We start from the raw sequence: 26,998 nt of genomic DNA on the forward strand, positions 1-26,998 counted from the left end.
CCTGAGCCACAAAAAATGGCTCAGGTTTTTCTATTCTGTCTGTTTCTTTTTGGGTGGCCAGATGAAATACGAGATGGTGATAGCTAAATCAATAATGAGCACTATTGACCAAATGTGAATAACACCATCCATAGCTTCTGTTCTATTTTTATCATGAATTAAATAAATGATTAAATGTAGAATACCTGTCCCTATAATGTAAGAGAGTAAATGTTTAAACCAACTTTTCGCATATAGTTTAGCATACGCGAATCCACTAGGTTTCTCAGGCTTGCTACCTTCTTTCATGACATAATATCTGAAGCGGTCATCTGCCCATTGAATCATACTTTTACCAAAGACAATTGAAACAGATATATAAACAGCAGCAATAGCGTGAGGTGTTTCGGCAGTTGCACCGTTCATTAAATCCACAGCTGTTGTAATTAATAGAATCAAATCAATTACGGGTGTAAGTGCTAGAAAAATGAGCCCAAGCTTTTTCTGTCTGAAGACATACCTTGTGACGAGTCCAAGTAATATAACGACCCAGAAAGCAACTTCACAAAAAATAATGAGCCACACAATAAAATTCATGATTATCCTCCTTTATTTTGTAAGCTTTGAAATTTCTTCAAATACAATTGCTTCAATATCTTCATTAGAGGTCTGTTCTGGATTTAACAATTTATGTAGTGCTAATCCATCAATTAATGCGTGAAGTCTCATTGAATTAAGATGTATATTGATGTTGTTTTTTAATAAGTGATCGCGTTCTAAAATTGTTAATACCGTTACACATAGTTCATCTAATCCATCATCTAAAGTACTCTGTCCGTATTCATGGATGTCATATCGAAAGGCCATCCATACTTCCATATCAGCTAATCTTTCTTCATCTAACGGTAAAACGGCGAGTAAACATGCTTTTACTTTATCAATTGTATCTTGGTTATCAGACGTGAGTATTGATTCGATTCTCCTTCTTACCTTTAGTTCTACTTCAGACATAACGGCACTGAGTAATTCTGAATGACTTGGAAAATAATATCTAATTTGTCCCGGTGTCATTTGTGCGAGTTTAGCAATTTGTCTAACCGTAGATCCCTTTGCACCATTTTCAACAATTGACTGAAAGGCATATTGAATAATTTGTTCTTTTTTTTCTTTATGATTAATAATTTTTGGCATAGTAGAAGTCTAACATATTTTAATACACCTGTGTTAAATAAAAGTTTGAAAAATAAAATATATTAAATAATAAAAATATAAAAATGCATTGACATTAACGTTTGCAATACATATGATGAAATTATAAATTGCATTTTACAAAATCTTTACATTCTTTACAAAAAATTAATAATAGGAGGTAAGAGTATGGCGAATTTCTTGAAGCCAGCGAAACATATAGATCCTCTACCAAGTGAACAGGTAGATGATACATATAAGAAATTGAGACTACAAGTCTTTATAGGGATATTTCTTGGTTATGCTGGTTACTATTTATTAAGGAAAAACTTTTCACTTGCAATGCCTGCATTGATCGATGAAGGCTTTAGTAAGACGGAATTAGGATTTGCTTTATCAGCTATTTCAATTGCATACGGTTTTAGTAAATTTATTATGGGTACAGTGAGTGACCGGAGTAACGCAAGAATATTTTTAACATTAGGTTTAGTATTAACGGCAATCGTTAATTTATTGATGGGTTTTATACCGGTCTTAACATCTAGTGTATTTATCATGTTTATTATGCTTTTCTTAAATGGTTGGTTCCAAGGTATGGGATGGCCACCATCTGGAAGAGTGCTTGTACATTGGTACAGCGTTAGTGAACGTGGAGGTAAGACAGCTATTTGGAATGTCGCGCATAATGTTGGTGGCGGGTTGATGGCACCGATTGCCTTGCTTGGTATTTCAATTACAGGAACATTGTCATTTGGTTATTTAAAAGGATTTGAAGGTGCATTTATATATCCAGCTATTATCGCGTTAATTATTGCGATTATTTCATACGTTCTAGTTAGGGATACACCTCAATCGATGGGATTACCACCGATTGAAGAATATCGAAATGATTACCCTAATAAAGAGCAGAAAACGTTAGAAGTAGAGCTTACAACAAAAGATATTCTCTTTAAATATGTATTGAATAACAAATGGGTTTGGATGATTGCTATCGCAAATATCTTTGTTTATTTTGTTAGATATGGTGTGTTAGACTGGGCACCAACATATTTAAGTGAAGAAAAAGGTTTCGACTTAAATGCATCAGGTTGGGCATACTTCTTATATGAATGGGCAGGTATCCCAGGAACATTATTATGTGGTTATATTTCGGATAAAGTGTTCAAGGGTAGAAGGGGGCCAGCAGGATTTATATTCATGTTAGGTGTGACAATCGCTGTCATCGTATATTGGTTAAATCCAGCAGGAAACCCATTAGTAGATAATATCGCATTAGTTGCGATCGGTTTCTTAATATACGGACCTGTTATGTTGATAGGTTTACAAGCATTAGATTATGTACCTAAAAAAGCAGCAGGTACTGCAGCAGGATTAACAGGATTGTTTGGTTATTTAGGTGGAGCTGTAATGGCTAATATCATTATGGGATTAACTGTTGATAAATTAGGATGGGATTCAGGATTCTTATTATTAACAATCATTAGTGTATTAGCAATGTTAAGTTTCATCTTAACTTGGAACAAACGTGGACAAGAAGTTGTAAAATCATAATTATATAAAGTGTAAAGAGACTAGGGCATTTTACCTTAGTCTCTTTTCCTATTTAATGATAAACGTTCGCGAAATTCAATGACACTATTCAATAAATTCTCACTTAATAAATTGTATGATTCTTTCAAAATATTAAAACATTTACCTTAATCTGATTTTCTTCAATTTATATATTTACTGATTTAAGTTTTCGAATTATAATAACGTCATTATAATTCAATATTTTTACATTAGTAATTTGATGTTTACTTTTGGAATTTGGATTAAATATATTAAGATATCAAAGAATTAGGAGATTTGTTGTGAGAAATATATATGAAATCAAATACCTAAAATATTCTGCTACTAAATATCGCAATCATATAGGTATTTCTTTTTTTGTAGTATTAAAGGGTCGTGTTATGGTCACGATTAAAGAGCATAGTAAAGAATATAAAGAAGGAGAAACGTTTGTTGTTAAACATAATGAGTGGTATAAACTCGATGTATCAGAAGGGAATATCGTCGTACAAATTCATCTGTATGAGTCAATCATAACAACGATGATACCAGAGTTACTTTCATATCATCAGCATGTAAGTATGCAGACAAAGTTAGTCCCTTTACGAGACCATTTAATTTGCCTGTGTGATTTATATTTAATACAAGAAAACAATCGCAATTTAAAAATCATGAAGCAACTTATTACGATATTAGAATTTTATAGAGAACGATTGACGGTTTATTCAAAAGAATGTCCACTTGTTAATCGGCATATGAACCCAATAATTGATGAAATTAAAGATTATATTTATGAGCATTATAATGAACGTATAACGATCAATACATTCACCGATAAATATCATATTTCTGAATCATATTTTTCGAAATTATTTAAAGAACAAATGGGTGTGAACTTTAAAGATTATTTAACGGACATTAGATTGTTAAATAGCACGTATGATTTAATTCATACACAAGAAAAAGTAATCGACATTTCAGAAAAACATGGATTTTATAATGTATCGTCTTATATTTATTGCTTTAAATTGTATTATGGTGTTACACCGAAAAAGTATCGTGATATGACACAACGTAAACACGTACAAATTGAGCGACAAAGCTTTTTTAATGAAGTAGATCATGAGCAAGATTTATCAGATGAGGAAGTTAAATATTATTTGAAAAAGTTTCAAGAGGATTATTCAAGCATGATATGTACATAAAAATTTCGCGATTTTAACAAAACAAAACCTCCCAATCTTTTATAAGGTTAAAGAGATTGGAAGGTAAATGATTCATATTATGATTGTGCGATATATTTTTTAATAACTTCTTTGTTCTTTTCTTTGAAGATGTCGTTGTGGCTCGATACGCGACCACCTGCTTGTGCTTCAGGATCGATATAGCTTTTAGCTAAGTTTGCAGCATTTGCAGCATCATTGAAACAAGAAGCAATCAAATGAACTTTTGCATCATGTTTAAGGATATCCCCAGCACCGAAAATACCAGGTACTGAAGTTTGAGCATTCCCTAAACCTTCAATAAAGAATTCATTCACTAAGTTAACTTTAGTTTGTGCATTATGAAGTAATTCTGATTCACGATCAAAACCATGACTAATGATAACTTCATCAACAGGTATGATTTCTTGTTCCTTTGTATCAACATGTTCTAAAACAACTTCTGTAATAACTGGTTTATCAGGGTCACTGTTAAGTTGTTTAATAACCATACTTGGTTTCTTAGAAATATCAAGTTTATCTAATAATTGTTTCATATGCTCATGGCCAGAAATTTCTTCTTTTCTGTAGCAAAGCGTAACACTTTTCGCATATTCTGATAAATCACAAGCCCAATCTAATGCAGAGTTTCCCGCTCCCGAAATTAATATGTGTTTGTCTTTAAACTTCTGAATTGACTGTACAACATAATTTAAATTAGATAATTCAAAACGCTCAGCACCTTCAATATCTAAAGTTAATGGTTTGATAATGCCACTACCAACAGCAATAATGACAGATTTTGAATGATACTCATGACCTTTTTCTGTATATATAATAAAATGTTGTTCTTCAACTTTTTTAATATCAATAACTTTTTCTTCTAAGCACACTTCTGGACCGAAATGTAAGCCTTGTTGAACTAAATCTTGAATAACTTCATAACAAGGTTTTGGCGCAAGAGCCCCTATATCCCAAATGACTTTTTCAGGGTAGACATGCATTTTACCGCCTAATTTATTTTGGAAATCAACTATTCTAACACTCATTCCTCTTAACCCGGAATAGAAACTTGCAAATAATCCCGCTGGACCCCCGCCGATAATCGTAACGTCTGTAATATTCATCAGTCATGATTCCTCCTAATTATTTCAACTTACGATTATTATCCTATATTTGCAAATGATAATCAATATCAATGACGGAATTGGCATAATTTTTTTAATTTAAATACATATGTAAAATATTTTTAGATGAATAAAAAATGGGCGAGAATATTTGTGTGAATCGGGGGTGATAGTGAGGATGTATTTGAGTATTGTCGAAAAAATGAGTCGTGTTAGGGACAGAATTCCGAGAAATGTCCGTAAGAGAGGTTGTTAGGGACATAATTCTGAGAAGTGTCCGTAAGAGGTGTCGTTAGGGACAGAATTCCGAGAAATGTCCGTAAGAGGGGTCGTTAGGGACAGAATTCCGAGAAGTGTCCGTAAGAGAGGTTGTTAGGGACATAATTCTGAGAAGTGTCCGTAAGAGAGCGCTCACCTAACTACCAGAATTCCGAATAATGGTAGCTAGCCGATTCTAACTACCACAATTCAGAAAAATGGAAGTTAGCGGATTCTAATTACCAGAATTCCGAATAATGGAAGTTACAGCGTTCTAACTACCACAATTCAGAAAAATGGAAGTTAGCGCGTTCTAATTACCAGAATTTAGAAAAATGGAAGTTAGCGCTCACCTAATTACCACAATTCCGCAAAATGAAAATTAGCACACTCATACATAATGAAAGGCTGAGACAATTTTTCATGTCTCAGCCTTCTTATCATACTTATGCGATTGGGAAGAGTGATTCGATAAGTTGAATGTTCTCTTCTGTTAAGTTCACTTCTAATGTTTTTAAGTTGTCGATAACTTGTTCGCCTCGTTTAGCGCCTGGTATGATCACATCTAATGATGGTTTTGTTAAATAATATGCTAACACAATATGTGCTACGTCTACGCTATGCTCTTGTGCGATTTCTCTAAGTTTATCTACTTTTTTAAGATTTTCTTTAAAAGCTTCACCTTGGAATTCAGGTTTTTCTGCTCTTAAGTCATCAAACGTTGTATTTTCATCATATTTACCAGCTAATAATCCTGCTGCTAATGGGAAATATGGAATAAATGTAATATCATGTTCTGCTGTATATTCTAAGATGTGTTCATTCTCACGATTTAATAAATTATATTCATGTTGAATAACATCTACATTACCATTTTTATTAGCTTCTTTAAGTTGTTCTAATGTGAAGTTAGAAACACCGATTGCTTTAATTTTTCCAGCATCTTTTAATTCTTGTAAAGCTGCAACTGCTTCGTCTTTAGGTGTTTCGTCATCTGGGAAATGAATATAATATAAATCGATATAGTCAGTTTGTAATCTTTTAAGGCTGTTTTCAACTTGTTCTTTTAAAAATTCAGGGTCGTTAGATAATTTAGTATCATCGCCGTCAAAGTAGTGAGCGCCTTTAGTAGCAATCACGACGTCTTCACGATTGTATTCTTTAACGACTTCTCCGACAAGTTCTTCTGATCTTCCTGGACCATAAATGAAAGCAGTATCTAATAAATTAACACCATTGTCTAGGGCAGCTCTTACAACATTTTTACCTTGTTCTTCATCAAGGTTTGGATATAAATTATGACCGCCAACAGCATTTGTTCCTAAACCAATTGGATTAACTTCAATATTTGATTTACCTAATTTTACGCGATTTGCCATTTCAATCATCCTTTTCTCATTGTTTGTTGTAAATTTGAATAAGTTTGAATTAAAATTCTTCATAAGTTGCTGGATCTTGATCTTTAAGACGTCCATCAGCTTTTGTTAATGCATCAATTGCGTGTAAATCTTCTGATTCTAAATAGAAATCAAACACATCTAAATTTTGTAGTTGTCTAGCATTAGATGTTGATTTTGGAATTGGAACAATACCATTTTGAACGTGCCATTTTAAAATGATTTGCGGAATTGTTTTATTATATTTTTCAGCGATTTTACCAATTTCTTTATCGTTTATAACTTCTGAAGCGCGACCTAATGGACTCCAAGCTTCTATTATAATACCTTTTTCTTGATGATATTCGAGTACATCTTTTTGGTTGAAATAAGGATGTAATTCTATTTGGTTAACTGCAGGTAGTACGCCAGTTTCTTTTTCTAATGTATCAATATGTTCTTCTAAGAAATTACATACACCAATAGATTTAATAAGGCCAAGTTTCTGTGCGTCTATGAGTGCTTTCCAAGCTTCTACATATTTGCCTTGTTTAGGGTTTGGCCAGTGAATTAAATATAAGTCAATATATTCTACACCTAATCGATAAATCGATTCTTGTATAGCAGTAATGGCTTGATCATAACTATGATAACGACCAGGTAGCTTTGATGTTACGATAATTTGATCGCGACTAACATGGCTTTCTTGTATCGCTTTTCCGACAGTACCTTCATTTTCGTAGTTATATGCAGTATCTAATATGCGATATCCGTTGTTTAATGCATTTACGATTGCATGAACACCAGATGATCCGTTCAATTTATATGTGCCGAATCCTACTTGCGGTAACACTTGTCCATCATTTAAATGATAATTTTCCATGATAAAATGCCTCCTATATAAATATAATGACTGTACACTTTTAAACTATATCATACCTCTTTTTGTAGATAGGAATAATCAGCTTATAAATATTTTTGTAAAACGTATTGAATTCATATAGTGAATGTAGTAAGATGTATCTCATTGCGCAAGATAAGTAGCTAATAGCTAGAGTCATATTATTGAGAAAAGAAGGGTTAAAATGGAGCGTGTATGTGTCATATCATTAAGCATTATAGATGCAATCATGATACTCATGTTGGTACTGTTTAATACGGCAATTATTTCTAATATTTATGTATTAACAGTTTATGCTTTAATCATGGTACTGGTTTCTGGTTATATTGTATATTTAGCTATCAGTATGAAATGTGATCAATCTATTAATCAATTTGATCAATTTTCTAAATAATTAAATTTAACGAGTAAAAATGTATATGATTGAAAATTCGACGAATAAGCCATTATGGTTTGTTCGTTTATTTTATTTAAAAAAATCGTAAATAGTATGTAAAAATGTAGTAACATACTTTTACGTTGCATGTTATAATAATGGTGCTTTTAATTAAACGAAAAGGGTGGACAATAAACAATGTTTTTAATCATCAACATAATTGGTTTGTTGGTATTCATTGGTGTCGCTTTTCTTTTTTCTAGAGACAAAAAGAATGTTGATTGGAAATCAGTCTTAATACTAATTGTTATTAACTTAGTATTAGCATGGTTCTTCACACAATTTTCTTTCGGGGCGAGATTCGTTAAAGGTGCGGCTGACGGCGTATCATGGCTTTTAGAATCTGCTTTTTCGGGAATTGGATTTGCATTTGGTAGCTTTACAGCACCAGGACCAGGGAAAATGGATATGGCAGTTTCAGCGTTACTACCAATTTTACTAGTTGTACCAGTATTTGATATTTTAATGTATTTAGGTATTTTACCGAAATTTATTTCAATGTTAGGTTGGGTTATTTCAAAAGTAACAAGACAACCTAAATTTGAGTCATTCTTCTCAATTGAAATGATGTTCTTAGGAAATACGGAAGCATTAGCGGTTTCATCTAAACAATTAACATCTATGAATAAAGTCAGAGTACTTACGCTTGCAATGATGTCTATGAGTTCTGTATCAGGGGCAATTGTTGGTGCGTATGTCACAATGATACCAGGAGAATATGTATTAACGGCAATACCATTAAACATCATTAATGCGATTATTGTAACAACAATTTTAAATCCATTTGATTTAGACCCAGAAGATGATGTTGTGGCTGAGATAGACGAAGGGGAAAAACAGCCATTCTTCTCATTCTTAGGGGATTCAGTTATCAATGCAGGTAAACTTGTATTAATCATTATCGCATTTGTTATCGCATTTGTTGCGATTGCAGACTTGATCAATAAATTACTAGGTATTATGGATCCAATTCCATACTTACCAAACATAAGATTAGAGTATATTCTCGGAATCTTCATGTTCCCATTTGCAATTTTACTTGGTATGCCAGTTGGAGAAGCATGGGTAGTTGCTCAACAAATGGCACTTAAGATTGTAACAAATGAATTTGTTGTCATGAGCACAATCAGTAAAGAAATAAGTGAATATTCAACACATAGAGCAGCAGTAATTAGTACATTCTTAGTATCATTTGCTAATTTCTCTACTATTGGTATGATAATAGGTACTTTGAAAGGTATCGTCAAAGAAGATGTATCTAATTTCGTATCTAAATATGTACCAATGATGTTGTTATCAGGTATATTAGTATCACTGTTAACAGCAGCATTCGTTGGATTATTTGCTTGGTAAGTTCAATAAACACTTTTAAAGTTAAATTTAAAAGCAACAAGCACATTTAATGTACTTGTTGCTTTTTTTATAAAGGGGGATATATCATGCTCAAAAAAGTATTAGATATATCGAGTATTGTTTTGTGGTTAATTTCTGTCATATTAATATTGATTAACTTTGCCGATTTACCGGATAAAATACCGAGTCATTATAATTTTGCTGGAGATGCAGATGCATGGTCGACGAAGACTTTTATATTCTTTATGCCGGTATTAGGATTATTGATATGGCTTATGCTTCATTATTTAGTCAGCAATCCAAAGTTAGATAAATACATACATGTTCCATCACTTTATGGTCAACCAAATAAAGCCCAAATAGAAAATGCTAAATTATTAATTTACTTTATTAAATTTGAAATGATGGCATTATTTACATTTCTCGTCATTAAAGACTTGTATACGGCACTTGGTATGCCTTTTAAATTGGGTGTTTGGGAATCGATTATTATTTTAAGTGTGTTAGGCTTGACGATTATCATATTTATGGCTCGAAATCATATGTTAGATAAAAATGAAAATACGAAATGAGTGAAGATAAATGTCTGAATGTACTTGGCCAAGTAGTGATTTAATGAAAAAATATCACGAAGATGAATGGTGTAGAATTAATAAAAATGATGATTACATCTTTGAAATGTTATCATTAGAAGGTGCGCAAGCTGGTCTGTCATGGGAAACGGTTATTCAAAAGCGTGAAGCCTATCAAGCAGCTTTTAAACAATTTAACATTGATCGATGCGCAGCGTTAACAGATGAAGAATTAGAAAGCATTAAAACTGAATATAATGTCATTAAACATATAGGTAAGATAAAATCCGTAAAGAGTAATGCATTATTAGTTCAAGAAATACAACAAACATATGGTAGCTTTGCTGATTTTCTTTGGTCATATGTAGACGACGAGCCAATTATAAATGAATGGCATGACATGTCAGAAGTACCGGCAGAAACGGAGCTTTCTATTAAACTAAGTAAAGACTTAAAAAAATTAGGATTCAAATTTGTTGGACCTAAAATTATGTATTCTTTTTTACAAAGCATCGGTATTATAGATGACCATCTCATCATCTGTCCATATCACAGTTATAATAGAAATAAAAAGGGTTAGGACAATCATTAAAGCTTGTCCTAACCCTTTATGTTATTTCAAAATTATGCATCTTTGTCATTATTAAGATTTGTTTGAATAAATGATTCTACTGAATCTCTTAATTCGTTAAATTGCTCGGTATCCATGTTCAAACCTTTGAATGTTTTATAAATTTCCTCTAAGATTTGACCTTGTGTTTCGACACCTGATTCAGTAAGAGAAACACGTAAGTTTCTTTCGTCATTAATCGCTCTTTCACGATTAACGAATCCTTTTTCTTCAAGTTTCTTTAATAACGGTGTTAAAGTCCCAGAATCTAAGTATAGTCTGTCGCCTAAAGTTTTAATATTGATTACTTCGTTTTTATCTATAGCTACAAGAACGATATAACCTGTATATGTTAGGTTATATTTCTTCAATATCGGTGTATATTTTTTTATAAGCTCTTTTGACGCAACATATAACATGAATCCAAGTTGTTTGTTGATTGGTGGTATATCCATTTCATTATCCTCCTTACGTCAAAATTAAGCCTATTATGAAATGAAAACAAAGTCAAGCTATTTACGAAATGTTCATAAAATAGCAAAAATTATCGCGCTCAATTCAGTTTTGGAAAATCTCAGTTATAATATAAATATAAATTAGAATTTTTTTGAAGGAAAAGTTAAATTGTAATGTTATTTTTGATATTCTATTATAGATATAAAGATAAAGTGAGGTGTATAGTATATGAATCAACAACGTTATCCTAAATCTTTAGTTCAAGAAATTGTGATGAATGCTGGTTTAGTATTGTTAGAAGCGGGATCGGAGGCTTTTAGAGTTGAAGATACGATGTATAGAATGGCTAAACGATTAGGGTATCCGAATAATCAATGTTATGTCAGTTCAACGATTATAAATTTCGCTTTAGATATTGATGATAATATTAGAGTTTATAGAGTTAGTAAACGAGATACTAATTTAGGCAATATCCACCGAGTAAATAATATTTCTAGAATGTTAGATAAAGGGCAAATATCTGCTGAAGAAGCATTGAAACGTATTCGTACTATACATAAATCTCCATTACCATACTCATTACCGTTTAAAATGATTGCTGCAGGTTTCATTTCAATTTTCTTCCTATATTTATTTAGTGGACATAAAGAAGATATCATCGCTACATTTATTGGTGGTGCAATAGGTTATTCTATAGTGGAAATCCTACATTCATGGACACGTGTTAAATTTATAGCAGAAATTATTGCCGCAAGTGTCATCGCATTAATCGCTATTTATAATCAAATGTTATTTGGTGGAGATGCTTTAAATATTGCGATTATATCTGCAGTTATGCCGATTGTGCCAGGTGTACTCATAACGAATGCGATTCAAGATTTATTTTTAGGACAATTATTAGTTGGTATATCTAAAGGATTAGAAGCAACTTTTACTTCTATTGCCATTGGTGTCGGTGTAGGTATTGTGTTGTTAATATTCTCATAAGAGGTGAATTATGGTTATTACGATAATATTAAACATTGTATTTAGTTTTGGTACTGCTTTCTTTTTTGCTTTATTATTTAATTCACCTAAATATTTATTAACTCCTGCTGGTATCGTTGGTGCCATCGGGTGGGTTGCTTTTCAAACGGGTATGATAGTCAATGGATCTGATGTACAATCTTCGTTTATTGGCGGTTTGTTTATAGGTGTGGCAGGACATATCATGAGTAGAAAATTCTTCTCACCAGTTATTCTCTTTATTATTCCTGGTATCATACCACTTGTACCTGGGGGCACAGCCTATGAAGCAATTAAAAATTTAATATTAAATGATTATCATGAAGCATTAATTACGATGATAAAAGTTGCGCTTATCTCAAGTTCAATAGCACTTGGGTTGCTCATAGCAGATTTATTATCGAAAGTTTACTATAAATTTAAGAAACATCGACAATTAAATAAAGTTAAATAAAAAGGTTATCACGCATGTATTGTCATTAATAAGCGTCATAACCTTTTATTTTTATTCGTAAATATATTTAAGGACTTCTAATGCTTGGTCTACTGTCTCAACAGTGACATTTGCTTTGTTAGATAACTCTTTAAGTGGGTGAATTAAGTCAGTTGGTCGTATAAGTATTAACGGCTTGTTTAAAGCAATCGCCGTAGAAGCATCCATTGCCGTATTCCATTGTTTATATTTTTCACCAAATAATGCAATGACAACATCTGCTTTATTCATTAACACTTGCGTACGGAAATTATTAATATCAGAAGCGGCATGATCTTTATAATAATTATTAGGTTGTTCACCTAAAATAGATTCACCAATATTATCAGAACGATCATGTTTGGTTTGCGGACCAACAAACGTTAACGGTAAATTATGCTGTTCAGCTTTCTGAGTGATTTCTTCTCTCCAATTATCATGAATTTGTCCTGCTAAATAAATCGTTAAATTTGTCATACGAATATTCACTCCTTTTTTATTAGTTTAACATATTTAAAACAATCGCTTTCTTTGATATGATTAGAAAAATATAAATAAAAAAGTATGGAAGAAGGCTCTCAATATGCATACAATCGAAATAACAGCTATTCAAGAAAATGAAATAGAAGCTTTATCAACAATATGTAGAACGACTTTTAAAGACACATTTATAGACGACATGCCACAAGAAGATATGAATCAATATTTTGAAGAAGCATATAATCATGAAATACTTTTAAGCGAACTGCAAAATAAAGAATCATGGTACTTCTTTGCAAAAATCAATCAAGAAATAGCAGGGTACATGAAACTCAACATTGGATCAGCACAAACAGAACCAATGGGAGATGACTATTTAGAAGTACAACGTTTATACATGTATAAGCAATTTCAGTCAAAAGGAATCGGCAGTGAACTCATGAAAAAAGCCTTTGAAATTGCTAAAGAACAACAAAAATCAAAACTGTGGCTAGGCGTATGGGAACATAATCACCAAGCACTGAACTTCTATACTAAACATGGATATAAAATAGTAGGATCACATCAATTCGTAGCCGGTAACGACATATCAACCGACTATATCGTTGAGACAGAAATATAGAGATGCTATCGAAGATATTTGGAATCATGTAGATTGAACTGGAAAAATAATGTAAATTTTCACATGACATGACATGTAATAGGTGGTATAATGTTACTAACAAAAGCAATTGTTGTGTCTCAACACCACCCCCCTCACTATGCCAGTAGTGAGGGGTTTTTAATGCAATGTTTCATTTACTATTAGTTTGGACTTGATTTAGAGTTTTGGTTATCATTATTTTAGAAGATGATTGTGGTAATACACATACTAATTATTTTATAATCAAGGGGTGTTTGAATATGCTTGAGAATAAAGAGAGTTTTAGATTACTTTATCAAGCTATAAGCGAACTATCAGTTAGAATTGGTGATAATCAATTAGAGACAAACTCTGTAAGTTTATTATTATTGGATTTTGATTTTGAGCATGAGGTGTTTGATAAACTTATGTTAGCTATTATGAAGTATTTGGGTAATGTAAGTTTAGATGATATAAATCATAGAGAACTTTTGGAATTGATAGATCAGACTATTCCAGAGGATAGACAATTAAATGAATTTGTGAAGAATAAAATCATTATAGGTTTTGCTAATAATTATTTTCCTGAATTACAGACTGTAGCAAATCACATAAAGAATGAAATGGGTATGTCTATTGCTAAAAGTAAATGAATTTTTTGAACATCAATGTTAATTTTACACATGACATGAAATGCAATAGGTGGTATAATGTTACTAACAAAAGCAATTGTTGTGACTCAACACCAAACCCCCTCACTATGGCCGTAGTGAGGGGGTTTTATTAGTGGTGTCGGCTAAATGTCGCCTATTATTTTTTCTTACGATTCTCTAACCAATGAGAAAAGTAAGCTATTGCACATCCACATATAATGTTTCTTACTCTTGGAGAGCGGTATATGGTTAAAAACAATTTTAATCTATATTGCGAACATTTTGAGTGTCTTCTATAGAAAAGGGTGAACTTATGATTATTTGGTTAAATGGGGCGTATGGTTCTGGAAAAACGACTGTGGCTTTTGAATTGAATAAGAGATTATCTAAATCTTTTGTTTATGATCCTGAAAATTTAGGTTTCTTTATACGCCATAATATACCTAAGAATTTACATAAAGATAATTTTCAAGACCATAATCAATGGAGATACTTTAACTATGATTTATTAAAGTATATAGCAGAGTCATATGACGGTATAATCATTGTACCTATGACGATCATTAATATTGAGTACTACCAAGAAATAATTGAACGCTTAAAAAAAGACGGGATTCGATTAGATCATTATATATTGTATGCAAATAAGAAAACTTTAAATAGACGTTTGAATAAAAGACTGGAATTGGGAGAAACATTTGCTCGTGTTCAAATGGATGACTGTATTGAGTTTTTTGATAATGTTGTTACAGAATATAAAATATATACAGATCAATTAAATGTTGATCAAGTTGTAAATGAAATCGCTCAAAAAAGTCAATTAAAGCTATTAAACAATAGAAGTTGGCTAAAGAGAAAACTTGATAGAATTTTAACGACATTTAAGCATATTAGATGAATAATTGTTATATTTTAAGACGAAACCCCTCACTAAGGTGATAGTGAAGGGTTTTTGATTTATCCGATAAAGCTTTGTATAGCATCTATTAAACTGTAAACACCTAAAAATGATACGACAAGTACGACGAATAGTCCGATGATGTTAAGGACGATGCCGTTTGCAAATTTACCCATCATATTCTTTTTATTCAATATTACAAAGATTAATATTGCGATGAGTGGTAAAATGATGCCATTTAATGCTTGTGCAATGAGTAAGACTTCTAATGGTTCGAATCCGAGTGAAGATGTGATGATACCAATGAAAATGACGATTGCGAACACGAGTCTATATTTTTTACTTTTCACGCCACCTTCCCAACGGAGACAACTACTGATTGTTGCTGCGGCACCCATTGGAGAGGCAATTGCTGAAGATAGACCTGCTGAGAATAATCCGACACTCATAAATATAGGTGCAAAGTCTCCTAAAATTGGCTTAAGTGGTTCGGATAACTCGACTAAACTTGAGACTTCTTTTCCATGGATGAGTGTGCCTGCAGTAATAAGTATGGCAGCAGAAATCACTCCACCTAATCCTATCGCAACAATTGTATCGATTCTTACAATTTTTAAATCTTTTATACCATTAAATCGTTCATGTATAGAACTGGCATGGATAAAGAAATTATAAGGTACTACTGTTGTACCAATTAGTGCGATAATAGTTAATAATGAGCCGTTAGGTATGCTCGGTATGAATGCACCTTTTAAGACAGCACCGAAATCTGGTTGAATGACAATCACTGTTGTTATAAAGATGACACCCATAATGAGCACAAGTACGGTCATAACTTTTTCTATTAAATCATAACTACCGCTTAACCCGATTAACAAAATAACGATACCAATGACAGGTGCAATATAATTTTCTGGAATGCCTAGTAAATAGGAAGCACCTAACGATGTCCCTAATAAATCTCCCGATATGTATGCTGCACAACCAACTGCGACAGCAATCATACTGAACCAAACTGTGATGATTTTAAGTAATTGGTGATTAAAAATATCCCGTATAGCTTCTCCTAAACCTTCATTTGTAACAAGCGCCAATCGAGCAACCATTTCTTGAAGTGCAATCGTTGCAATGATTGAGAAGACTACTGCCCAGAGTAAGCTGTATCCAAACCCTGCACCACCTTGAGTCATGGTTGTAACGGTACCAGGACCAACAAATGATGCAGTAATAATCATTCCGGGACCAAAAATACTAAACTTACTTCTTTCTCTCTTTTCAGTCATATCTTGTCATCCCTTCGTTTGTAAGGCGTTAAACTTTGTTTAAATACTTAATATGGCCGGCTAATACATAAAGTACAGCAGTTGAAACAAAGTGAGCAGAGTTCTGATTCGCATCTTGCATTGGATAAACTTCAACAAAGTCCATACCAATAAGACCTAACTTTCCAAATTCATAAATCATTGTTAATAGTTCATAACTTGTTAACCCATTGCCATCAACAGGGCCGCCTGGATTAAAAGCGAAATCGAGTACATCACTACAGATCGTTAAGTAAACGACATCTACATCTTTACTTGATTGAGCATAAATATCACGCGCAAACTGACGTAAATCAGATGTTTCTTTAATTTCATTAATTGTGATAGTAACCGCACCATTTTCTTTAGCGAATTGTCCCGTTTCAGGCTGGTTACGAGGTCCATGAATACCAGTATGAATTAAGCTCTCATTTCGAATGCCTTCTGTTTCGTACAACCTCATGAAAGGTGTATTACGCGCAAATTGTTCATTTTCATAGTGAGGCATATTATCATAGTGCGCATCTAAATGAATAATGCCTACTTTTTTCCCGGTGTTCGTTAATCCTTTTAAAATTGGATAAGTGATGCCGTGATCGCCACCTAATCCAACTAAAAATTTATTGGATTTCCATAAATCTTCAGCAAATGCTTCGATGTTCTGAACCGTTTGATCAACATCATGTGGTACAGTTGAAACATCACCTACATCCCCGATAGATAAATGTTTATGTACATCTATGTGATCTAATTCAGGTAAATATCCACTATATCTAGCAGAAGATAATCTAATTTGCTTCGGCCCTAATTCACACCCAGTATAATCTCCCCAAGTGCAAGGTCCTTCGAAAGGGACGCCATATACGAGAACGTCTGTAGAATAATCTTTTTCTTTTGTTAAGTTTTTACCACCTAAAAAGCAAGGTGTATTGCCATAAATTCGTTCTGTCATTGTAAAAGTTCTCCTTTCAATTATTTATTCACATTATATAAAAGTAATCATTCGTTTTCAAACTTTTCTGAATATTATTTTTAGAAAAGGGAATATTAATTTTAATAAATTAATTAAATTTCACTTAAAATGATTGGAGGGATTTATAATCATGATATATAAATGTGTATGGATGGTTACTGCTATATTGCTGTTAACAGGATGTAGTATCACAATAGGAGATCCTCAAAATCACAATCAAAAACCTTCGAAATCCAATAATAAACAGCAGAAAAATAAAAAAGAAACGCCAAAAATTAATGTTTTATCACAAGATTTTTCTGATCATTATATGAATGAAAACCATGTTACGGGATATAGAGGATTAGTGAAGACAATGGATAAATCAGAAATAGAATCTAAATATGGAGATGAAGAAGAAGTACGTAATTTTTTAGGAAGAGAAGGGCATGTTTATGGGAACTTTATGGTTAGGTATTATTTGAGTGAAGGTTATCCAGTTAAACAATTTAGTATCGTTCCTAGTAACCACGTTACGTATAAAGACTTCGTCGATTTTCATGGTGAACCAACACAAGATTTAAGAACGAGACAAGGACATTCATTTGTTGTATATAACAAGACGAATCATAACGGCTATCAAGTTGCTGTATATACAAAAGGAAATACTGACGATGATAATATTCAATATATCATGCAATTTCCAGATGACTTTCAGTTTGAAAATTCAAGGGATAATCAACAAACAACCATTACGAGAGAGAATGTATTTGATGCAGTAGAAGCATTTGAAGGTATAGATAAAGATGATACAGATCATATCATTTGGAAAGAACCTAAGAAGAAAGGTGACGTGTTTGGATTTTCATATTCAAGTAAAGATGGCAAACTACTTGGTTCTTATAATGTTAGTGAAGATGGTTATGTAGAATCCTTTAATGAAAATGGCAAAAAAATTAGAGCTGGTTATATTAATTTAAATCAGTAAAATTACATTCGTAGCGTTGACAATTTTAATGGAACCGATTACAATCATATCATGTTAATATATTTTTTTGAATCTTTTTGGTACCGGTACCAAAAAGAACGGGATAAATAAGGAGTGAAATGAATGAATTATAAAAAGGAAGCTCAGAATATTACTGAAGCAATAGGTGGTAAAGATAATATTGAAGCTATTGCGCATTGTGCCACGCGTTTAAGACTTGTATTAAAAGACGAGTCTCAAGTAAATGAAGACCAATTAAATAATATGGATGTTGTTAAGGGGACTTTTTCAACGGGTGGTCAATACCAAATTATTATAGGTTCTGGAACGGTTAATAAAGTTTTTGCGGAAATGGAATCTTTAACAGGGTTAGAGGCATCTACGACATCAGAAGTAAAAGAAAAGTCGACTAAGAAATTAAATCCGATTCAGCAATTTGTAAAAATGTTATCAGATATATTTGTTCCGATTATTCCTGCAATTGTAGCAGGTGGTTTATTAATGGGGATTAACAATATTTTGACTGCTAAAGATTTATTTTATGATAAAGCGTCATTTATTGATGTACATAGTCAATTTGCAAGTCTAGCTAATATGATTAATGTTTTCGCAAATGCACCATTCGTATTTCTACCAGTTCTAATAGGGTTTAGTGCAGCGAAGCGGTTTGGAGGCAATGCATTTCTTGGAGCTGCACTTGGTATGATACTTGTGCATCCTAGTTTAATGAATGGTTATGATTATCCTAAAGCTTTAGTAAAAGGCGACGAAATCCCAACGTGGGAAATTTTTGGACTTTCTATCAAAATGGTTGGTTATCAAGGACAAGTGTTACCTATATTAGTCGCATCTTACATACTTGCTAAATTAGAAATTGGATTTAGAAAAGTCATCCCTTCTACTTTAGATAATTTGTTAACACCATTACTGTCATTATTCTTTACAGCATTTGTTACATTTTTAGTCGTTGGACCAGTTACACGAACTGCAGGGACATTCTTATCTGACGGTTTAACTTGGTTATATGAAACAGGTGGCGCAATCGGTGGATTATTATTTGGATTATTATATGCACCGATTGTTATTACTGGTATGCATCATAGCTTTATCGCTATTGAAACAACATTGATTGCAGATAAAGCAAATACAGGCGGATCATTTATATTCCCAATTGCAGCAATGTCTAACGTTGCACAAGGGGCAGCAACACTTGCAGCATTCTTTATTGTGAAGAATCATAAGATGAAAGGTACTGCTTCAGCAGCAGGTATTTCTGCATTGTTAGGTATTACAGAACCAGCTATGTTTGGTATAAACTTAAAATTACGTTATCCATTTATCGGTGCAATTATAGGATCAGGTGTCGGTTCTTGTTATGTAGCCGCAACAAAAGTAAAAGCTATTGCACTCGGTACAGCGGGATTACCAGGATTTATTTCTATAGCTCCAGGTAGTTGGTTTAACTATATTATCGGTATGGCGATAGCAATTGTTGTCGCATTTGTTGTTACAATTGTATTATCTAGAAGAAAAGCATATAGAGATGTGCAATCATAATATTTGTTACGACCTCTCATTATTTCGTACAATAGAAGTAGTTATTAAATGGAGGTATTGAACATGAAATTAAATGAAATTGATGAAAATGAATTATATCCTACAGAAAAAGTTGGTCCAAGTGTATTAGGAACAATTATTTATAAAGTAGGCGAACAAAGCCAATTTAAAGGGGCATATATTACAACAAACGAACGTGTTATTATGAGCGTTGATATGAACGGTGAACCTTATAAAAGAGTATTTAGTTATCAAGATATCAAAGCCGTTACAATAGAAGATAAAGGTGTATTATTTATTGAATTCCTCCCACAAGGAAAAGTTGCAATGATTGATATTGAAGAAGGCGACAAAGAAGCATTCAAAGATTACGTTAACAATCTTGTTCAACAATAAATAACATCGTTAAAAACCTTTCAATGAAGACCATAATAGGTCTAAATTGAAAGGTTTTTTTTATACAAATGATGAAATAGATTAACTGTTATTCAATCCAATAATATTGACTTCGTTAAAAATTTTATCAAGCTTTTCATAGTCTAAATCATTATTTGTGGACTTTGACCAATGTATAATACCAGCTAAATTAGAAGCGTAAATAAAAGGTAGTAAAGATTGAGGTAAATGCTCTGGTGTTGAAACCATATTGATATTATTTTTGAAATCTTTGCTGAATACTTCAATAAAGTACTTAGCGATTTCGTCCATAAATGCAGTATCACTATTATCTTTTTGCTTTTCAAATACGTCACTTAACTCACTGATAAATGCCTTTTCCATCGATTGAAATGGATGATGTAGACGGTCGTATAAATCTAATTCAAAGAAATCTTTTGTATATTCGCTTAATGCATATTGTAAGAGATCAAACTTATCCATAAAATGCTTGTAAAAAGTTGTTCTATGTATAAGCGATGTATGACAAATTTCATTTACAGTAATCTCTGAGAAATTCTTCTCTTTAAGAATCGAGATTAATGTTTCTGTGAGTGCTTTTTTAGTTTTAATCACGCGTAAATCCGTTTGTTTAGTCAAAATGAATTCCACTCCTTTAATATACAGTGTATGCATAAAATTTATGAAATGCAAATAGGGAGGTTGTGAGTTACAGATGATATGAGTTATGTATGGGAGCGTGTCGTTATTAGCAGTTTTGGCAAGAAGTGCAAATACTGAGGTTGTTATTAGCAGTTTTAGTGAGAAGTGCAAATACTGGTGTCGTTATTAGCAGTTTTGATGAGAAGTGCAAATACTGAGGTTGTTATTAGCAGTTTTGGTGAGAAGTGCAAATACTGAGGTTGTTATTAGCAGTTTTGGTGAGAAGTGCAAATACTGAGGTTGTTATTAGCAGTTTTAGTGAGAAGTGCAAATACTGGTGTCGTTATTAGCAAGTTTGGTGAGAAGTGCAAATAACGAGTGTGTTAGTAACACTTCAGGCGACTTTTGTAATTAAGGCAGTCTATAGTAACACTTCAGCGGAGTTTTGTAACTAAGGCAGTCTATAGTAACACTTCAGGCGGCTTTTGTAATTATGGCTATTCTTAGTAACACTTCAGGCGACTTTTGTAACTAAGGAGGTCCATAGTAACACTTCGGCGGAGTTTTGTAATTAAGGAGGTCTATAGTAACACTTCGGCCGAGTTTTGTAACTAAGACCCCTGTTATGAACAAGTTTGGCCAGAAGTGTTCACAAGGCCCTCGTTATGAACAAGTTTGGCCAGAAGTGTTCACAAGGCCCTCGTTATGAACAAGTTTGGCAGAAAGTGTTCACAAAGCCATCGTTATGAACAAGTTTGGCAGAAAGTGTTCACAAGCCCGCCATTACGTACATATTTAACAACCCCCATATATAATAGAAGAGACTAGGTCACTATGACCTAGTCTCTGCTTTATTATTTAGTTAACATATCTTTGAAGTATTTAGATTGTTTTTCGATTGAAATTGGATCTGAATACATAAATTCATTTCTTGGATAGTAGTACACGTGATCTTCTTTAACTGCTGGTGTGTTTTTCCAAATGCTACCTTTAGTTAATGAAGAACTTGGTGCTTTTCCATTTTCAGTTGGGATTAATAAATAATCACCAGTGTATTTATTAAAGTTTTCGAATGAAGTTGTTAACCAACCTTCTTTAGGGATGTCTTTTTGTGCTGCTTCTGGATGTTTAAATCCAAATCCTTGATAAATGACTTCTGAACCTCTACCAAAGTTCTTACCGATTAATGTAAGTTCTTTAGGTCCAACTTCCATGATAGAAACTGTGCTGTCTTTACCAATTTTGTCTTGAACTTCTTTCCCGTCTTTAGCCATGATATCTTCTAATTCTTTAACTTGTTCTTTAGCTTTATCTTCTTTACCTAATAATTTCCCGATTTCAATGTGTACTTCTTTAAAAGTACGTTTACTGTGGTCGAATGGTACAGTAGGTGCTATTTTTTCATATTTTTTAATTTGTGGGTTAGCATTATAAGTAATGATTAAATCTGGTTTAAGCTTTGTAACAGCTTCAACATCTTCAGAACCAACACGTTTCCCATCTTTATCGTCAACATATTTTGATTTAGGGAAATCAGCATCTGTTCCGACTGGATCAACACCAAGTTTTTGGAAGTTACCTTGGTTAGTTGTTAATACGACAACACGTTTTGGATTGTTAGGAATTTCAACTGTTTTACCTTCATCTGTTTTATATTTGTGAGTTTTGCTTTTAGATGAGTCATCGTCTTTGTTGCCACAAGCTGCTAATACAAGTAACAATGTAGCGAGGAATACAAGTAATTTTTTTGTCATTTTTCTCTCTCCTAAGTGATAATTACTTTCAATTATATCATGTTAATTTGTTAAATAGTATCCATTTTTTTATTTTAAATTTGTTTATGAATTGTAAATAATGGATAATAAACTGTAACGATGGAGGTGATGTATCATGCATGAAATTAGAATAGAATGTCCCGAAAGATTCGACTATGAAAAATGCTTAGATTATTTAAAAAGAGATGAGAATGAAGTGTTATTTGAAGTTGAAGATCATAAAATTTATCGTGCGATTAATTTAGATGGCGAGCGACTGTTGATGTGTATTTATTATCATCACCATTACTTAATTGTTGAGATTTTAAATGATGTTTCTGTAAATCCCGCACTTACTGAAAAAATAATTGCATATATAGAAGAATGGTTCGATTTCTCAGCAGATTTATCATCGTTTTACCAATATGGTAGAAAAAATGAAATACTAAAGCCATTAATCCAGGAATTATATGGTTTAAGATTGATTAGAATTCCAAATTTATTTGAAGCTATTTCCTGGGGCATAATTGGACAGCAAATTAATTTAACATTTGCATACCAACTTAAAAAGAGACTTGTTCAAACATATGGCGAAAAAATAACTTACAATCATAAAGCTTATTATATCCATCCTACAGTTGAAGTGATTGCGAATGTTTCTGTACAAGAGTTAATGGATTTAAAATTTTCAAGAAGAAAAGCAGAATATCTAATAGATATTGCGAAAAGAATGCATTCTCAAATGTTATCTAAAGACATGTTGTTGGATATTGAAGATACAAATGAAATTGAGCGTACACTTATTAAAAATAGAGGGATTGGTCCTTGGACAGCACATTATGTTATGATGCGTGCGTTAGGTGTTCAGGATGCTTTTCCAATCGGGGATGTTGGTTTACAAAACGCATTGAAAGACATCTTGAATTTAGGTAAGAAACCATCTAAAGAACAAATGTTGAGTTTGAATGAAGGTTGGCATGAGTGGAGTTCATATGCAACATTTTATATATGGCGAGCACCACATATTCAAAATTAAAGAGTTGGATTGAAATCTCTACGATAAATAGGGTATTTCATCCAACTCTTATTGTTTAGTCTAAAGTTTGTTCTTCACCATTAAAGATAAGTTTCGGTTCAATTGTTGCTTTTAAAGAATGTGCAACCGTACAATATTTTTCGACACTCAGTTTTATGGAACGCTTTAATTTTTTTAAATCCACTTCACCTTCAACATCAAAGATTAATGTGACATGTTTCACTGCTCGAGATGTTGTATCTTCTCTTTCATCATCTACAGTAATTTCTAATTTCGTAACTTGTGCTAAACGTTCTTTCATTAAATTGGTAACATCAATTCCAGTACATCCAGCTAAACCGCTTAGCATAAGTTCAACAGGAGATGGACCGTTGTCATCTCCACCTGATTCTGTTGGTGCATCAGAGATGATGTCATGGCCAAATTTGGATTGTGCTTTAAAAGTTTTCTTACCTTGCCAAGTAGACTTAATCATTAAGCTCTCCTCCTCTTTTTCTAAATTGTATCAACTTCAAATAATATAGACTAGTAAATCGTCTTTCCCATAATCATTCATAAAATAAAAAAATTTGTTTTATGTCTTTTTGTTCATATTCAGTTCATATTGCCTCGCTATGATATGTATATACATTAAAGAGAGAGGAACGGATAGACATGAAACTAGCACTTAAAGAGCTTACTTATTACAAATTTAAATATCTACTCGTAACATTAATTTTATTCTTATTAGCATTTTTAGTGTTATTTATATCAGCTTTAGCACAAGGGTTAGCTAAAGAGAATGTATCGGGAATTGAACAATGGAATAAAAGTACGTACGTAATCGCCAGTGATGCTGACAATAACTTGAGTCAGTCTAATATTACGACTAAAACTGATGACGCTGTTAATACAATCGCTAAAGGCGACACAATCAAAACAGCAATGCAAAAAATTGATACTAAAAGCGGGAAAACGGATTTAATGTTTACACAAATGACAAATAACATTAAACCGAAACCAACAGAAGGACATTTACCTCAAAATAAAAACGAAGTGTTATTGAATGAAAAATTAAAAGCAGAAGGTTTTAAAGTAGGGGACGAAATTAAATTATCAGAAGGCGATCAATCATATAAAATCTCAGGATTCGCTGATAATATCATGTTCTCACATACATCAATGGCATATGTAAATGAAAATGGTATGGATGCGTTGAAAGGTCATCATATTTCAGTCATTGCATATGATAACTTGAATGATCATCAAAAAAGTGAAATCAACGACATAGACAATGTTAAAGTCATTTCACAAGATGACATGTTAAATGCCATTCCAAGTTATAACGCAGAACAACAACCATTGAACTTGATGATTGTATTCTTATTCGTTATTTCAGCGATTGTTATTACGGCATTCTTCTATGTTATGACAATTCAAAAAACAAGCCAATTTGGTATTTTAAAAGCAATCGGTACAAAAAACATATCACTTATCTCATCATTAATGCTGCAAATTCTGATGATTACATTAGTGGGCGTGGTCTTATCCATTGCCGTTATATTTATCATCAACAGTGTGATGCCAGTTTCAATGCCATTCTATATTGACGCAAACTTAATGATGTTAATGGTAGCCGTATTCATCGTAGTTTCATTAATCGGCGCCGTACTATCACTGATTAAAGTGACAAAAATCGAACCACTTGAAGCTATAGGAGGAGAATAATAATGGGATTAGTTGTTGAACATGTTACAAAATCATTCGGAGAAAATGAAGCAAAAACACAAGTATTAAATGACATTACATTTACAGCAGAAAAAGGGCAGCTTGTTATTTTGAATGGTGCCTCTGGTTCAGGGAAATCTACATTACTTTCTATTATTGGTGGATTACTTGGCAAAAGCTCAGGAGAAATAACATTAGACGATTTAGATTATGTAGACTTATCAGATAAAAAATTAACAGATATGAGATTGAATCAAATAGGGTTTATCTTTCAATCATCACACTTAATACCATATTTAAATGTTACAGATCAACTTGTTTATGTTGGTGAAATGGCTGGTATGCGTAAGAAAGATGCTAAAGAAAGAGCTGAAAAATTATTAAAACAAATTGGTTTATCTCATAGACTCAAATCATATCCAAATGAATTGTCAGGTGGGGAAAAACAACGTGTTGCAATTATGAGAGCTTGGATGAATCATCCAAAAATGATTTTGGCAGATGAACCTACTGCAAGTTTAGATTCAAAACGTGCAATAGAAGTAGCAAAAATGATTAAAAATAGTGTAAAAGAGAATAATTCAATTGGTATTATGATTACACATGATGAAAGAATATTTGAATTTGCAGATAAAGTGATTAAATTAAGTGACGGAAGAATTGAGGAACAAGTATCATAATTAGAAAAAGCGGCTGGAGATTGTTAATCATCTCACAGTCGCTTTTTGTATGTTTATTTTTTAATAAATCCTTTTAAATTTAATTTTTCTAGAATATCTGGTCTTGTTTTTTTGCTCATCATATTCTTAATTTGTTCTGACCAAGATTCTGAGCGCTTGCCTTGGGTACGTTTTTCATAATATTCTTGAATGTCTTTGTCATATTGTTTAATTTGACTAAGTTGTTGTTCTTTGTCAGCATTGTATTGATTTTCGTGGAAGACATGTTCAAATGGTAAGCGTTGCTTAGGTGACCCTTGATCGTCATCACTTGGTACACCGACAGCCATACCGAATAGTGGGAAGACATGCTCAGGTAAGTTTAATATCTCACTCACTCGACCAACATCGTTACGTAATGATCCTAAATAAACAATGCCTAACCCCATATCTTCAGCTGTTAATGCTACATTCTGTGCAGCAAGCGCAACATCTATCGTACCAACGAGCAAGCCTTCAGCTGACTCAAAACTAGGTTGCATATTACCTTGTGTTTCTTGGTTAATTAAACTATGACGGTAATAATCTATCACATACACAAATAAATAACCGTTATCGACAACATGTTGTTGCCCTGATACTTCTTTTAATGCTTGTTTAATTTCTGGGTCTGTAATACCAATAATAGAATAAGCTTGAACGTAACTTGAAGTTGAAGCCATTTGTCCTGCTTTTACTAATTTTTCTACAGTCTCTTTAGAAAGAGGTTCATCTTTAAACTGTCTAACAGATCGATGCTGTTGAGTTAAGTCAAATACACTTTGATTCATTATGTTCAGTGCTCCTTTATAATTCTTATGATATATA

General features: G+C 32.6%; 31 protein-coding genes. 17 read left to right on the plus strand and 14 right to left on the minus strand.

The features are described from left to right. Positions 1–30 precede the first annotated feature (30 nt). Both LQ673_RS12435 and LQ673_RS12440 read right to left on the minus strand, forming a co-directional pair. Positions 31–576: a hypothetical protein gene (locus tag LQ673_RS12435; RefSeq protein WP_191836277.1), complete on the minus strand. Its 546-nt coding sequence runs from the start codon at positions 574–576 to the stop codon at positions 31–33. Between the two features lie 12 nt (positions 577–588). After that, positions 589–1,170: a TetR/AcrR family transcriptional regulator gene (locus LQ673_RS12440; RefSeq protein ID WP_159315832.1), complete on the minus strand. Its 582-nt coding sequence runs from the start codon at positions 1,168–1,170 to the stop codon at positions 589–591. Between the two features lie 186 nt (positions 1,171–1,356). Here LQ673_RS12440 and glpT point away from each other — a divergent pair, with 186 nt between their 5' ends. Continuing rightward, positions 1,357–2,718, plus strand: a complete 1,362-nt coding sequence (gene glpT / locus LQ673_RS12445; RefSeq protein WP_037589310.1) for a glycerol-3-phosphate transporter — start codon at positions 1,357–1,359, stop codon at positions 2,716–2,718. 302 nt (positions 2,719–3,020) lie between these two features. Next, the gene (locus LQ673_RS12450; RefSeq protein ID WP_191836278.1) at positions 3,021–3,923 is read left to right on the plus strand and encodes a helix-turn-helix transcriptional regulator; all 903 of its coding nucleotides are present in this window, start codon (positions 3,021–3,023) and stop codon (positions 3,921–3,923) included. A gap of 77 nt (positions 3,924–4,000) precedes the next feature. Here the strand turns inward: LQ673_RS12450 and LQ673_RS12455 are convergent, their stop codons facing one another. The 3 genes from LQ673_RS12455 to LQ673_RS12465 form a co-directional block, all read right to left on the minus strand. Continuing rightward, positions 4,001–5,041, minus strand: a complete 1,041-nt coding sequence (locus tag LQ673_RS12455) for an NAD(P)/FAD-dependent oxidoreductase (RefSeq protein WP_037589371.1) — start codon at positions 5,039–5,041, stop codon at positions 4,001–4,003. 710 nt (positions 5,042–5,751) lie between these two features. After that, on the minus strand, positions 5,752–6,684 hold the full coding sequence (locus LQ673_RS12460) for an aldo/keto reductase (protein ID WP_191836279.1): 933 nt from the start codon (positions 6,682–6,684) through the stop codon (positions 5,752–5,754). Between the two features lie 49 nt (positions 6,685–6,733). Next, positions 6,734–7,564 (minus strand): aldo/keto reductase, encoded by an 831-nt coding sequence (locus tag LQ673_RS12465; protein ID WP_037589308.1) that lies wholly within the window; start codon positions 7,562–7,564, stop codon positions 6,734–6,736. A 202-nt stretch (positions 7,565–7,766) separates the two neighbouring features. Here LQ673_RS12465 and LQ673_RS12470 point away from each other — a divergent pair, with 202 nt between their 5' ends. The 4 genes from LQ673_RS12470 to LQ673_RS12485 all read left to right on the plus strand — a co-directional run bounded on the left by LQ673_RS12470 (position 7,767) and on the right by LQ673_RS12485 (position 10,523). Continuing rightward, positions 7,767–7,976, plus strand: coding sequence for a hypothetical protein (locus tag LQ673_RS12470; protein ID WP_025905002.1), 210 nt, complete (start codon positions 7,767–7,769; stop codon positions 7,974–7,976). 180 nt (positions 7,977–8,156) lie between these two features. Further along, the gene (locus LQ673_RS12475) at positions 8,157–9,371 is read left to right on the plus strand and encodes a NupC/NupG family nucleoside CNT transporter (RefSeq protein WP_025905003.1); all 1,215 of its coding nucleotides are present in this window, start codon (positions 8,157–8,159) and stop codon (positions 9,369–9,371) included. 86 nt (positions 9,372–9,457) lie between these two features. Next, a complete protein-coding gene (locus tag LQ673_RS12480) occupies positions 9,458–9,943 on the plus strand; it encodes a DUF1648 domain-containing protein (RefSeq protein ID WP_159315806.1) in 486 nt (161 codons plus the stop codon). 10 nt (positions 9,944–9,953) lie between these two features. Next, the gene (locus tag LQ673_RS12485; RefSeq protein WP_191836281.1) at positions 9,954–10,523 is read left to right on the plus strand and encodes a DNA-3-methyladenine glycosylase I; all 570 of its coding nucleotides are present in this window, start codon (positions 9,954–9,956) and stop codon (positions 10,521–10,523) included. Positions 10,524–10,567: 44 nt separating this feature from the next. On the opposite strand, the gene LQ673_RS12490 is transcribed toward LQ673_RS12485, so the two are convergent. Next, complete coding sequence (locus tag LQ673_RS12490) at positions 10,568–11,008, minus strand: MarR family winged helix-turn-helix transcriptional regulator (protein WP_126476710.1); 441 nt, start codon at positions 11,006–11,008, stop codon at positions 10,568–10,570. A 229-nt stretch (positions 11,009–11,237) separates the two neighbouring features. Between LQ673_RS12490 and LQ673_RS12495 the strand changes: the two genes are divergently transcribed. Together LQ673_RS12495 and LQ673_RS12500 are read left to right on the plus strand one after the other, a co-directional pair. Continuing rightward, positions 11,238–11,996, plus strand: a complete 759-nt coding sequence (locus LQ673_RS12495; protein ID WP_037589303.1) for a threonine/serine exporter family protein — start codon at positions 11,238–11,240, stop codon at positions 11,994–11,996. Positions 11,997–12,006: 10 nt separating this feature from the next. After that, complete coding sequence (locus LQ673_RS12500; RefSeq protein WP_037589302.1) at positions 12,007–12,468, plus strand: threonine/serine exporter family protein; 462 nt, start codon at positions 12,007–12,009, stop codon at positions 12,466–12,468. A 51-nt stretch (positions 12,469–12,519) separates the two neighbouring features. Here the strand turns inward: LQ673_RS12500 and LQ673_RS12505 are convergent, their stop codons facing one another. Then, entirely contained in the window at positions 12,520–12,963 is a 444-nt protein-coding gene (locus LQ673_RS12505; protein WP_239704788.1) for a YtoQ family protein, read from the minus strand. Between the two features lie 106 nt (positions 12,964–13,069). On the opposite strand from LQ673_RS12505, the gene LQ673_RS12510 reads away from it, so the two are divergent. Both LQ673_RS12510 and LQ673_RS12515 read left to right on the plus strand, forming a co-directional pair. Further along, positions 13,070–13,588 carry a GNAT family N-acetyltransferase gene (locus LQ673_RS12510; RefSeq protein WP_126476709.1) on the plus strand — a complete coding sequence of 173 codons (519 nt, stop codon included), beginning with the start codon at positions 13,070–13,072 and terminating at the stop codon, positions 13,586–13,588. Between the two features lie 281 nt (positions 13,589–13,869). Further along, on the plus strand, positions 13,870–14,241 hold the full coding sequence (locus LQ673_RS12515) for a hypothetical protein (RefSeq protein WP_025905698.1): 372 nt from the start codon (positions 13,870–13,872) through the stop codon (positions 14,239–14,241). A gap of 157 nt (positions 14,242–14,398) precedes the next feature. On the opposite strand, the gene LQ673_RS14885 is transcribed toward LQ673_RS12515, so the two are convergent. Then, on the minus strand, positions 14,399–14,500 hold the full coding sequence (locus LQ673_RS14885) for a type I toxin-antitoxin system Fst family toxin (RefSeq protein WP_239704784.1): 102 nt from the start codon (positions 14,498–14,500) through the stop codon (positions 14,399–14,401). 54 nt (positions 14,501–14,554) lie between these two features. On the opposite strand from LQ673_RS14885, the gene LQ673_RS12520 reads away from it, so the two are divergent. Further along, a complete protein-coding gene (locus LQ673_RS12520) occupies positions 14,555–15,139 on the plus strand; it encodes an AAA family ATPase (RefSeq protein WP_191836282.1) in 585 nt (194 codons plus the stop codon). Positions 15,140–15,198: 59 nt separating this feature from the next. Here LQ673_RS12520 and LQ673_RS12525 read toward each other — a convergent pair whose 3' ends face one another. Continuing rightward, positions 15,199–16,422 carry an Nramp family divalent metal transporter gene (locus LQ673_RS12525; protein ID WP_191836283.1) on the minus strand — a complete coding sequence of 408 codons (1,224 nt, stop codon included), beginning with the start codon at positions 16,420–16,422 and terminating at the stop codon, positions 15,199–15,201. Between the two features lie 28 nt (positions 16,423–16,450). Continuing rightward, positions 16,451–17,392, minus strand: coding sequence for an agmatinase family protein (locus LQ673_RS12530; protein ID WP_191836284.1), 942 nt, complete (start codon positions 17,390–17,392; stop codon positions 16,451–16,453). A gap of 151 nt (positions 17,393–17,543) precedes the next feature. On the opposite strand from LQ673_RS12530, the gene LQ673_RS12535 reads away from it, so the two are divergent. The 3 genes from LQ673_RS12535 to LQ673_RS12545 all read left to right on the plus strand — a co-directional run bounded on the left by LQ673_RS12535 (position 17,544) and on the right by LQ673_RS12545 (position 20,333). Continuing rightward, positions 17,544–18,380: a hypothetical protein gene (locus LQ673_RS12535; protein ID WP_126476706.1), complete on the plus strand. Its 837-nt coding sequence runs from the start codon at positions 17,544–17,546 to the stop codon at positions 18,378–18,380. Positions 18,381–18,503: 123 nt separating this feature from the next. Beyond that, entirely contained in the window at positions 18,504–19,937 is a 1,434-nt protein-coding gene (locus LQ673_RS12540; RefSeq protein WP_191836285.1) for a sucrose-specific PTS transporter subunit IIBC, read from the plus strand. Between the two features lie 63 nt (positions 19,938–20,000). Further along, positions 20,001–20,333 carry a hypothetical protein gene (locus LQ673_RS12545; protein WP_159315799.1) on the plus strand — a complete coding sequence of 111 codons (333 nt, stop codon included), beginning with the start codon at positions 20,001–20,003 and terminating at the stop codon, positions 20,331–20,333. 81 nt (positions 20,334–20,414) lie between these two features. Here the strand turns inward: LQ673_RS12545 and LQ673_RS12550 are convergent, their stop codons facing one another. After that, positions 20,415–20,972 carry a TetR/AcrR family transcriptional regulator gene (locus LQ673_RS12550; RefSeq protein WP_191836286.1) on the minus strand — a complete coding sequence of 186 codons (558 nt, stop codon included), beginning with the start codon at positions 20,970–20,972 and terminating at the stop codon, positions 20,415–20,417. An 857-nt stretch (positions 20,973–21,829) separates the two neighbouring features. Beyond that, positions 21,830–22,729: an ABC transporter substrate-binding protein gene (locus LQ673_RS12555; RefSeq protein WP_107576910.1), complete on the minus strand. Its 900-nt coding sequence runs from the start codon at positions 22,727–22,729 to the stop codon at positions 21,830–21,832. A 136-nt stretch (positions 22,730–22,865) separates the two neighbouring features. Here LQ673_RS12555 and LQ673_RS12560 point away from each other — a divergent pair, with 136 nt between their 5' ends. Beyond that, positions 22,866–23,765, plus strand: a complete 900-nt coding sequence (locus tag LQ673_RS12560; RefSeq protein ID WP_239745067.1) for a DNA-3-methyladenine glycosylase family protein — start codon at positions 22,866–22,868, stop codon at positions 23,763–23,765. A gap of 55 nt (positions 23,766–23,820) precedes the next feature. Here the strand turns inward: LQ673_RS12560 and LQ673_RS12565 are convergent, their stop codons facing one another. Continuing rightward, the gene (locus LQ673_RS12565) at positions 23,821–24,240 is read right to left on the minus strand and encodes an OsmC family protein (protein ID WP_037589290.1); all 420 of its coding nucleotides are present in this window, start codon (positions 24,238–24,240) and stop codon (positions 23,821–23,823) included. A gap of 179 nt (positions 24,241–24,419) precedes the next feature. Here LQ673_RS12565 and LQ673_RS12570 point away from each other — a divergent pair, with 179 nt between their 5' ends. Together LQ673_RS12570 and LQ673_RS12575 are read left to right on the plus strand one after the other, a co-directional pair. Beyond that, complete coding sequence (locus LQ673_RS12570; RefSeq protein ID WP_159315795.1) at positions 24,420–25,472, plus strand: ABC transporter permease; 1,053 nt, start codon at positions 24,420–24,422, stop codon at positions 25,470–25,472. 2 nt (positions 25,473–25,474) lie between these two features. After that, on the plus strand, positions 25,475–26,152 hold the full coding sequence (locus LQ673_RS12575; protein ID WP_107565335.1) for an ABC transporter ATP-binding protein: 678 nt from the start codon (positions 25,475–25,477) through the stop codon (positions 26,150–26,152). A gap of 53 nt (positions 26,153–26,205) precedes the next feature. Here the strand turns inward: LQ673_RS12575 and nfsA are convergent, their stop codons facing one another. After that, on the minus strand, positions 26,206–26,961 hold the full coding sequence (gene nfsA, locus LQ673_RS12580) for an oxygen-insensitive NADPH nitroreductase (RefSeq protein ID WP_037589287.1): 756 nt from the start codon (positions 26,959–26,961) through the stop codon (positions 26,206–26,208). Positions 26,962–26,998: the final 37 nt, after the last annotated feature.

This window comes from Mammaliicoccus sp. O-M54, assembly GCF_022386035.1.
Lineage (GTDB): Bacteria > Bacillota > Bacilli > Staphylococcales > Staphylococcaceae > Mammaliicoccus > Mammaliicoccus sciuri_A.

What these genes read in the sequence shown, in the direction of transcription:
- LQ673_RS12505 (WP_239704788.1), bottom strand. Translation starts at nt 12,963, where the DNA reads ATGACAAATTTAACGATTTATTTAGCAGGACAAATTCATGATAATTGG.
- LQ673_RS12520 (WP_191836282.1), top strand. Translation starts at nt 14,555, where the DNA reads ATGATTATTTGGTTAAATGGGGCGTATGGTTCTGGAAAAACGACTGTG.
- nfsA (WP_037589287.1), bottom strand. Translation starts at nt 26,961, where the DNA reads ATGAATCAAAGTGTATTTGACTTAACTCAACAGCATCGATCTGTTAGA.
- LQ673_RS12515 (WP_025905698.1), top strand. Translation starts at nt 13,870, where the DNA reads ATGCTTGAGAATAAAGAGAGTTTTAGATTACTTTATCAAGCTATAAGC.
- LQ673_RS12530 (WP_191836284.1), bottom strand. Translation starts at nt 17,392, where the DNA reads ATGACAGAACGAATTTATGGCAATACACCTTGCTTTTTAGGTGGTAAA.
- LQ673_RS12545 (WP_159315799.1), top strand. Translation starts at nt 20,001, where the DNA reads ATGAAATTAAATGAAATTGATGAAAATGAATTATATCCTACAGAAAAA.
- LQ673_RS12575 (WP_107565335.1), top strand. Translation starts at nt 25,475, where the DNA reads ATGGGATTAGTTGTTGAACATGTTACAAAATCATTCGGAGAAAATGAA.
- LQ673_RS12510 (WP_126476709.1), top strand. Translation starts at nt 13,070, where the DNA reads ATGCATACAATCGAAATAACAGCTATTCAAGAAAATGAAATAGAAGCT.
- LQ673_RS12500 (WP_037589302.1), top strand. Translation starts at nt 12,007, where the DNA reads ATGGTTATTACGATAATATTAAACATTGTATTTAGTTTTGGTACTGCT.
- LQ673_RS12525 (WP_191836283.1), bottom strand. Translation starts at nt 16,422, where the DNA reads ATGACTGAAAAGAGAGAAAGAAGTAAGTTTAGTATTTTTGGTCCCGGA.
- LQ673_RS12560 (WP_239745067.1), top strand. Translation starts at nt 22,866, where the DNA reads ATGCATGAAATTAGAATAGAATGTCCCGAAAGATTCGACTATGAAAAA.
- LQ673_RS12535 (WP_126476706.1), top strand. Translation starts at nt 17,544, where the DNA reads ATGATATATAAATGTGTATGGATGGTTACTGCTATATTGCTGTTAACA.
- LQ673_RS12440 (WP_159315832.1), bottom strand. Translation starts at nt 1,170, where the DNA reads ATGCCAAAAATTATTAATCATAAAGAAAAAAAAGAACAAATTATTCAA.
- LQ673_RS12485 (WP_191836281.1), top strand. Translation starts at nt 9,954, where the DNA reads ATGTCTGAATGTACTTGGCCAAGTAGTGATTTAATGAAAAAATATCAC.
- LQ673_RS12475 (WP_025905003.1), top strand. Translation starts at nt 8,157, where the DNA reads ATGTTTTTAATCATCAACATAATTGGTTTGTTGGTATTCATTGGTGTC.
- LQ673_RS12470 (WP_025905002.1), top strand. Translation starts at nt 7,767, where the DNA reads ATGGAGCGTGTATGTGTCATATCATTAAGCATTATAGATGCAATCATG.
- LQ673_RS12570 (WP_159315795.1), top strand. Translation starts at nt 24,420, where the DNA reads ATGAAACTAGCACTTAAAGAGCTTACTTATTACAAATTTAAATATCTA.
- LQ673_RS12460 (WP_191836279.1), bottom strand. Translation starts at nt 6,684, where the DNA reads ATGGCAAATCGCGTAAAATTAGGTAAATCAAATATTGAAGTTAATCCA.
- LQ673_RS12435 (WP_191836277.1), bottom strand. Translation starts at nt 576, where the DNA reads ATGAATTTTATTGTGTGGCTCATTATTTTTTGTGAAGTTGCTTTCTGG.
- LQ673_RS12495 (WP_037589303.1), top strand. Translation starts at nt 11,238, where the DNA reads ATGAATCAACAACGTTATCCTAAATCTTTAGTTCAAGAAATTGTGATG.
- LQ673_RS12480 (WP_159315806.1), top strand. Translation starts at nt 9,458, where the DNA reads ATGCTCAAAAAAGTATTAGATATATCGAGTATTGTTTTGTGGTTAATT.
- LQ673_RS12555 (WP_107576910.1), bottom strand. Translation starts at nt 22,729, where the DNA reads ATGACAAAAAAATTACTTGTATTCCTCGCTACATTGTTACTTGTATTA.
- LQ673_RS12565 (WP_037589290.1), bottom strand. Translation starts at nt 24,240, where the DNA reads ATGATTAAGTCTACTTGGCAAGGTAAGAAAACTTTTAAAGCACAATCC.
- LQ673_RS12465 (WP_037589308.1), bottom strand. Translation starts at nt 7,564, where the DNA reads ATGGAAAATTATCATTTAAATGATGGACAAGTGTTACCGCAAGTAGGA.
- LQ673_RS12540 (WP_191836285.1), top strand. Translation starts at nt 18,504, where the DNA reads ATGAATTATAAAAAGGAAGCTCAGAATATTACTGAAGCAATAGGTGGT.
- glpT (WP_037589310.1), top strand. Translation starts at nt 1,357, where the DNA reads ATGGCGAATTTCTTGAAGCCAGCGAAACATATAGATCCTCTACCAAGT.
- LQ673_RS12490 (WP_126476710.1), bottom strand. Translation starts at nt 11,008, where the DNA reads ATGGATATACCACCAATCAACAAACAACTTGGATTCATGTTATATGTT.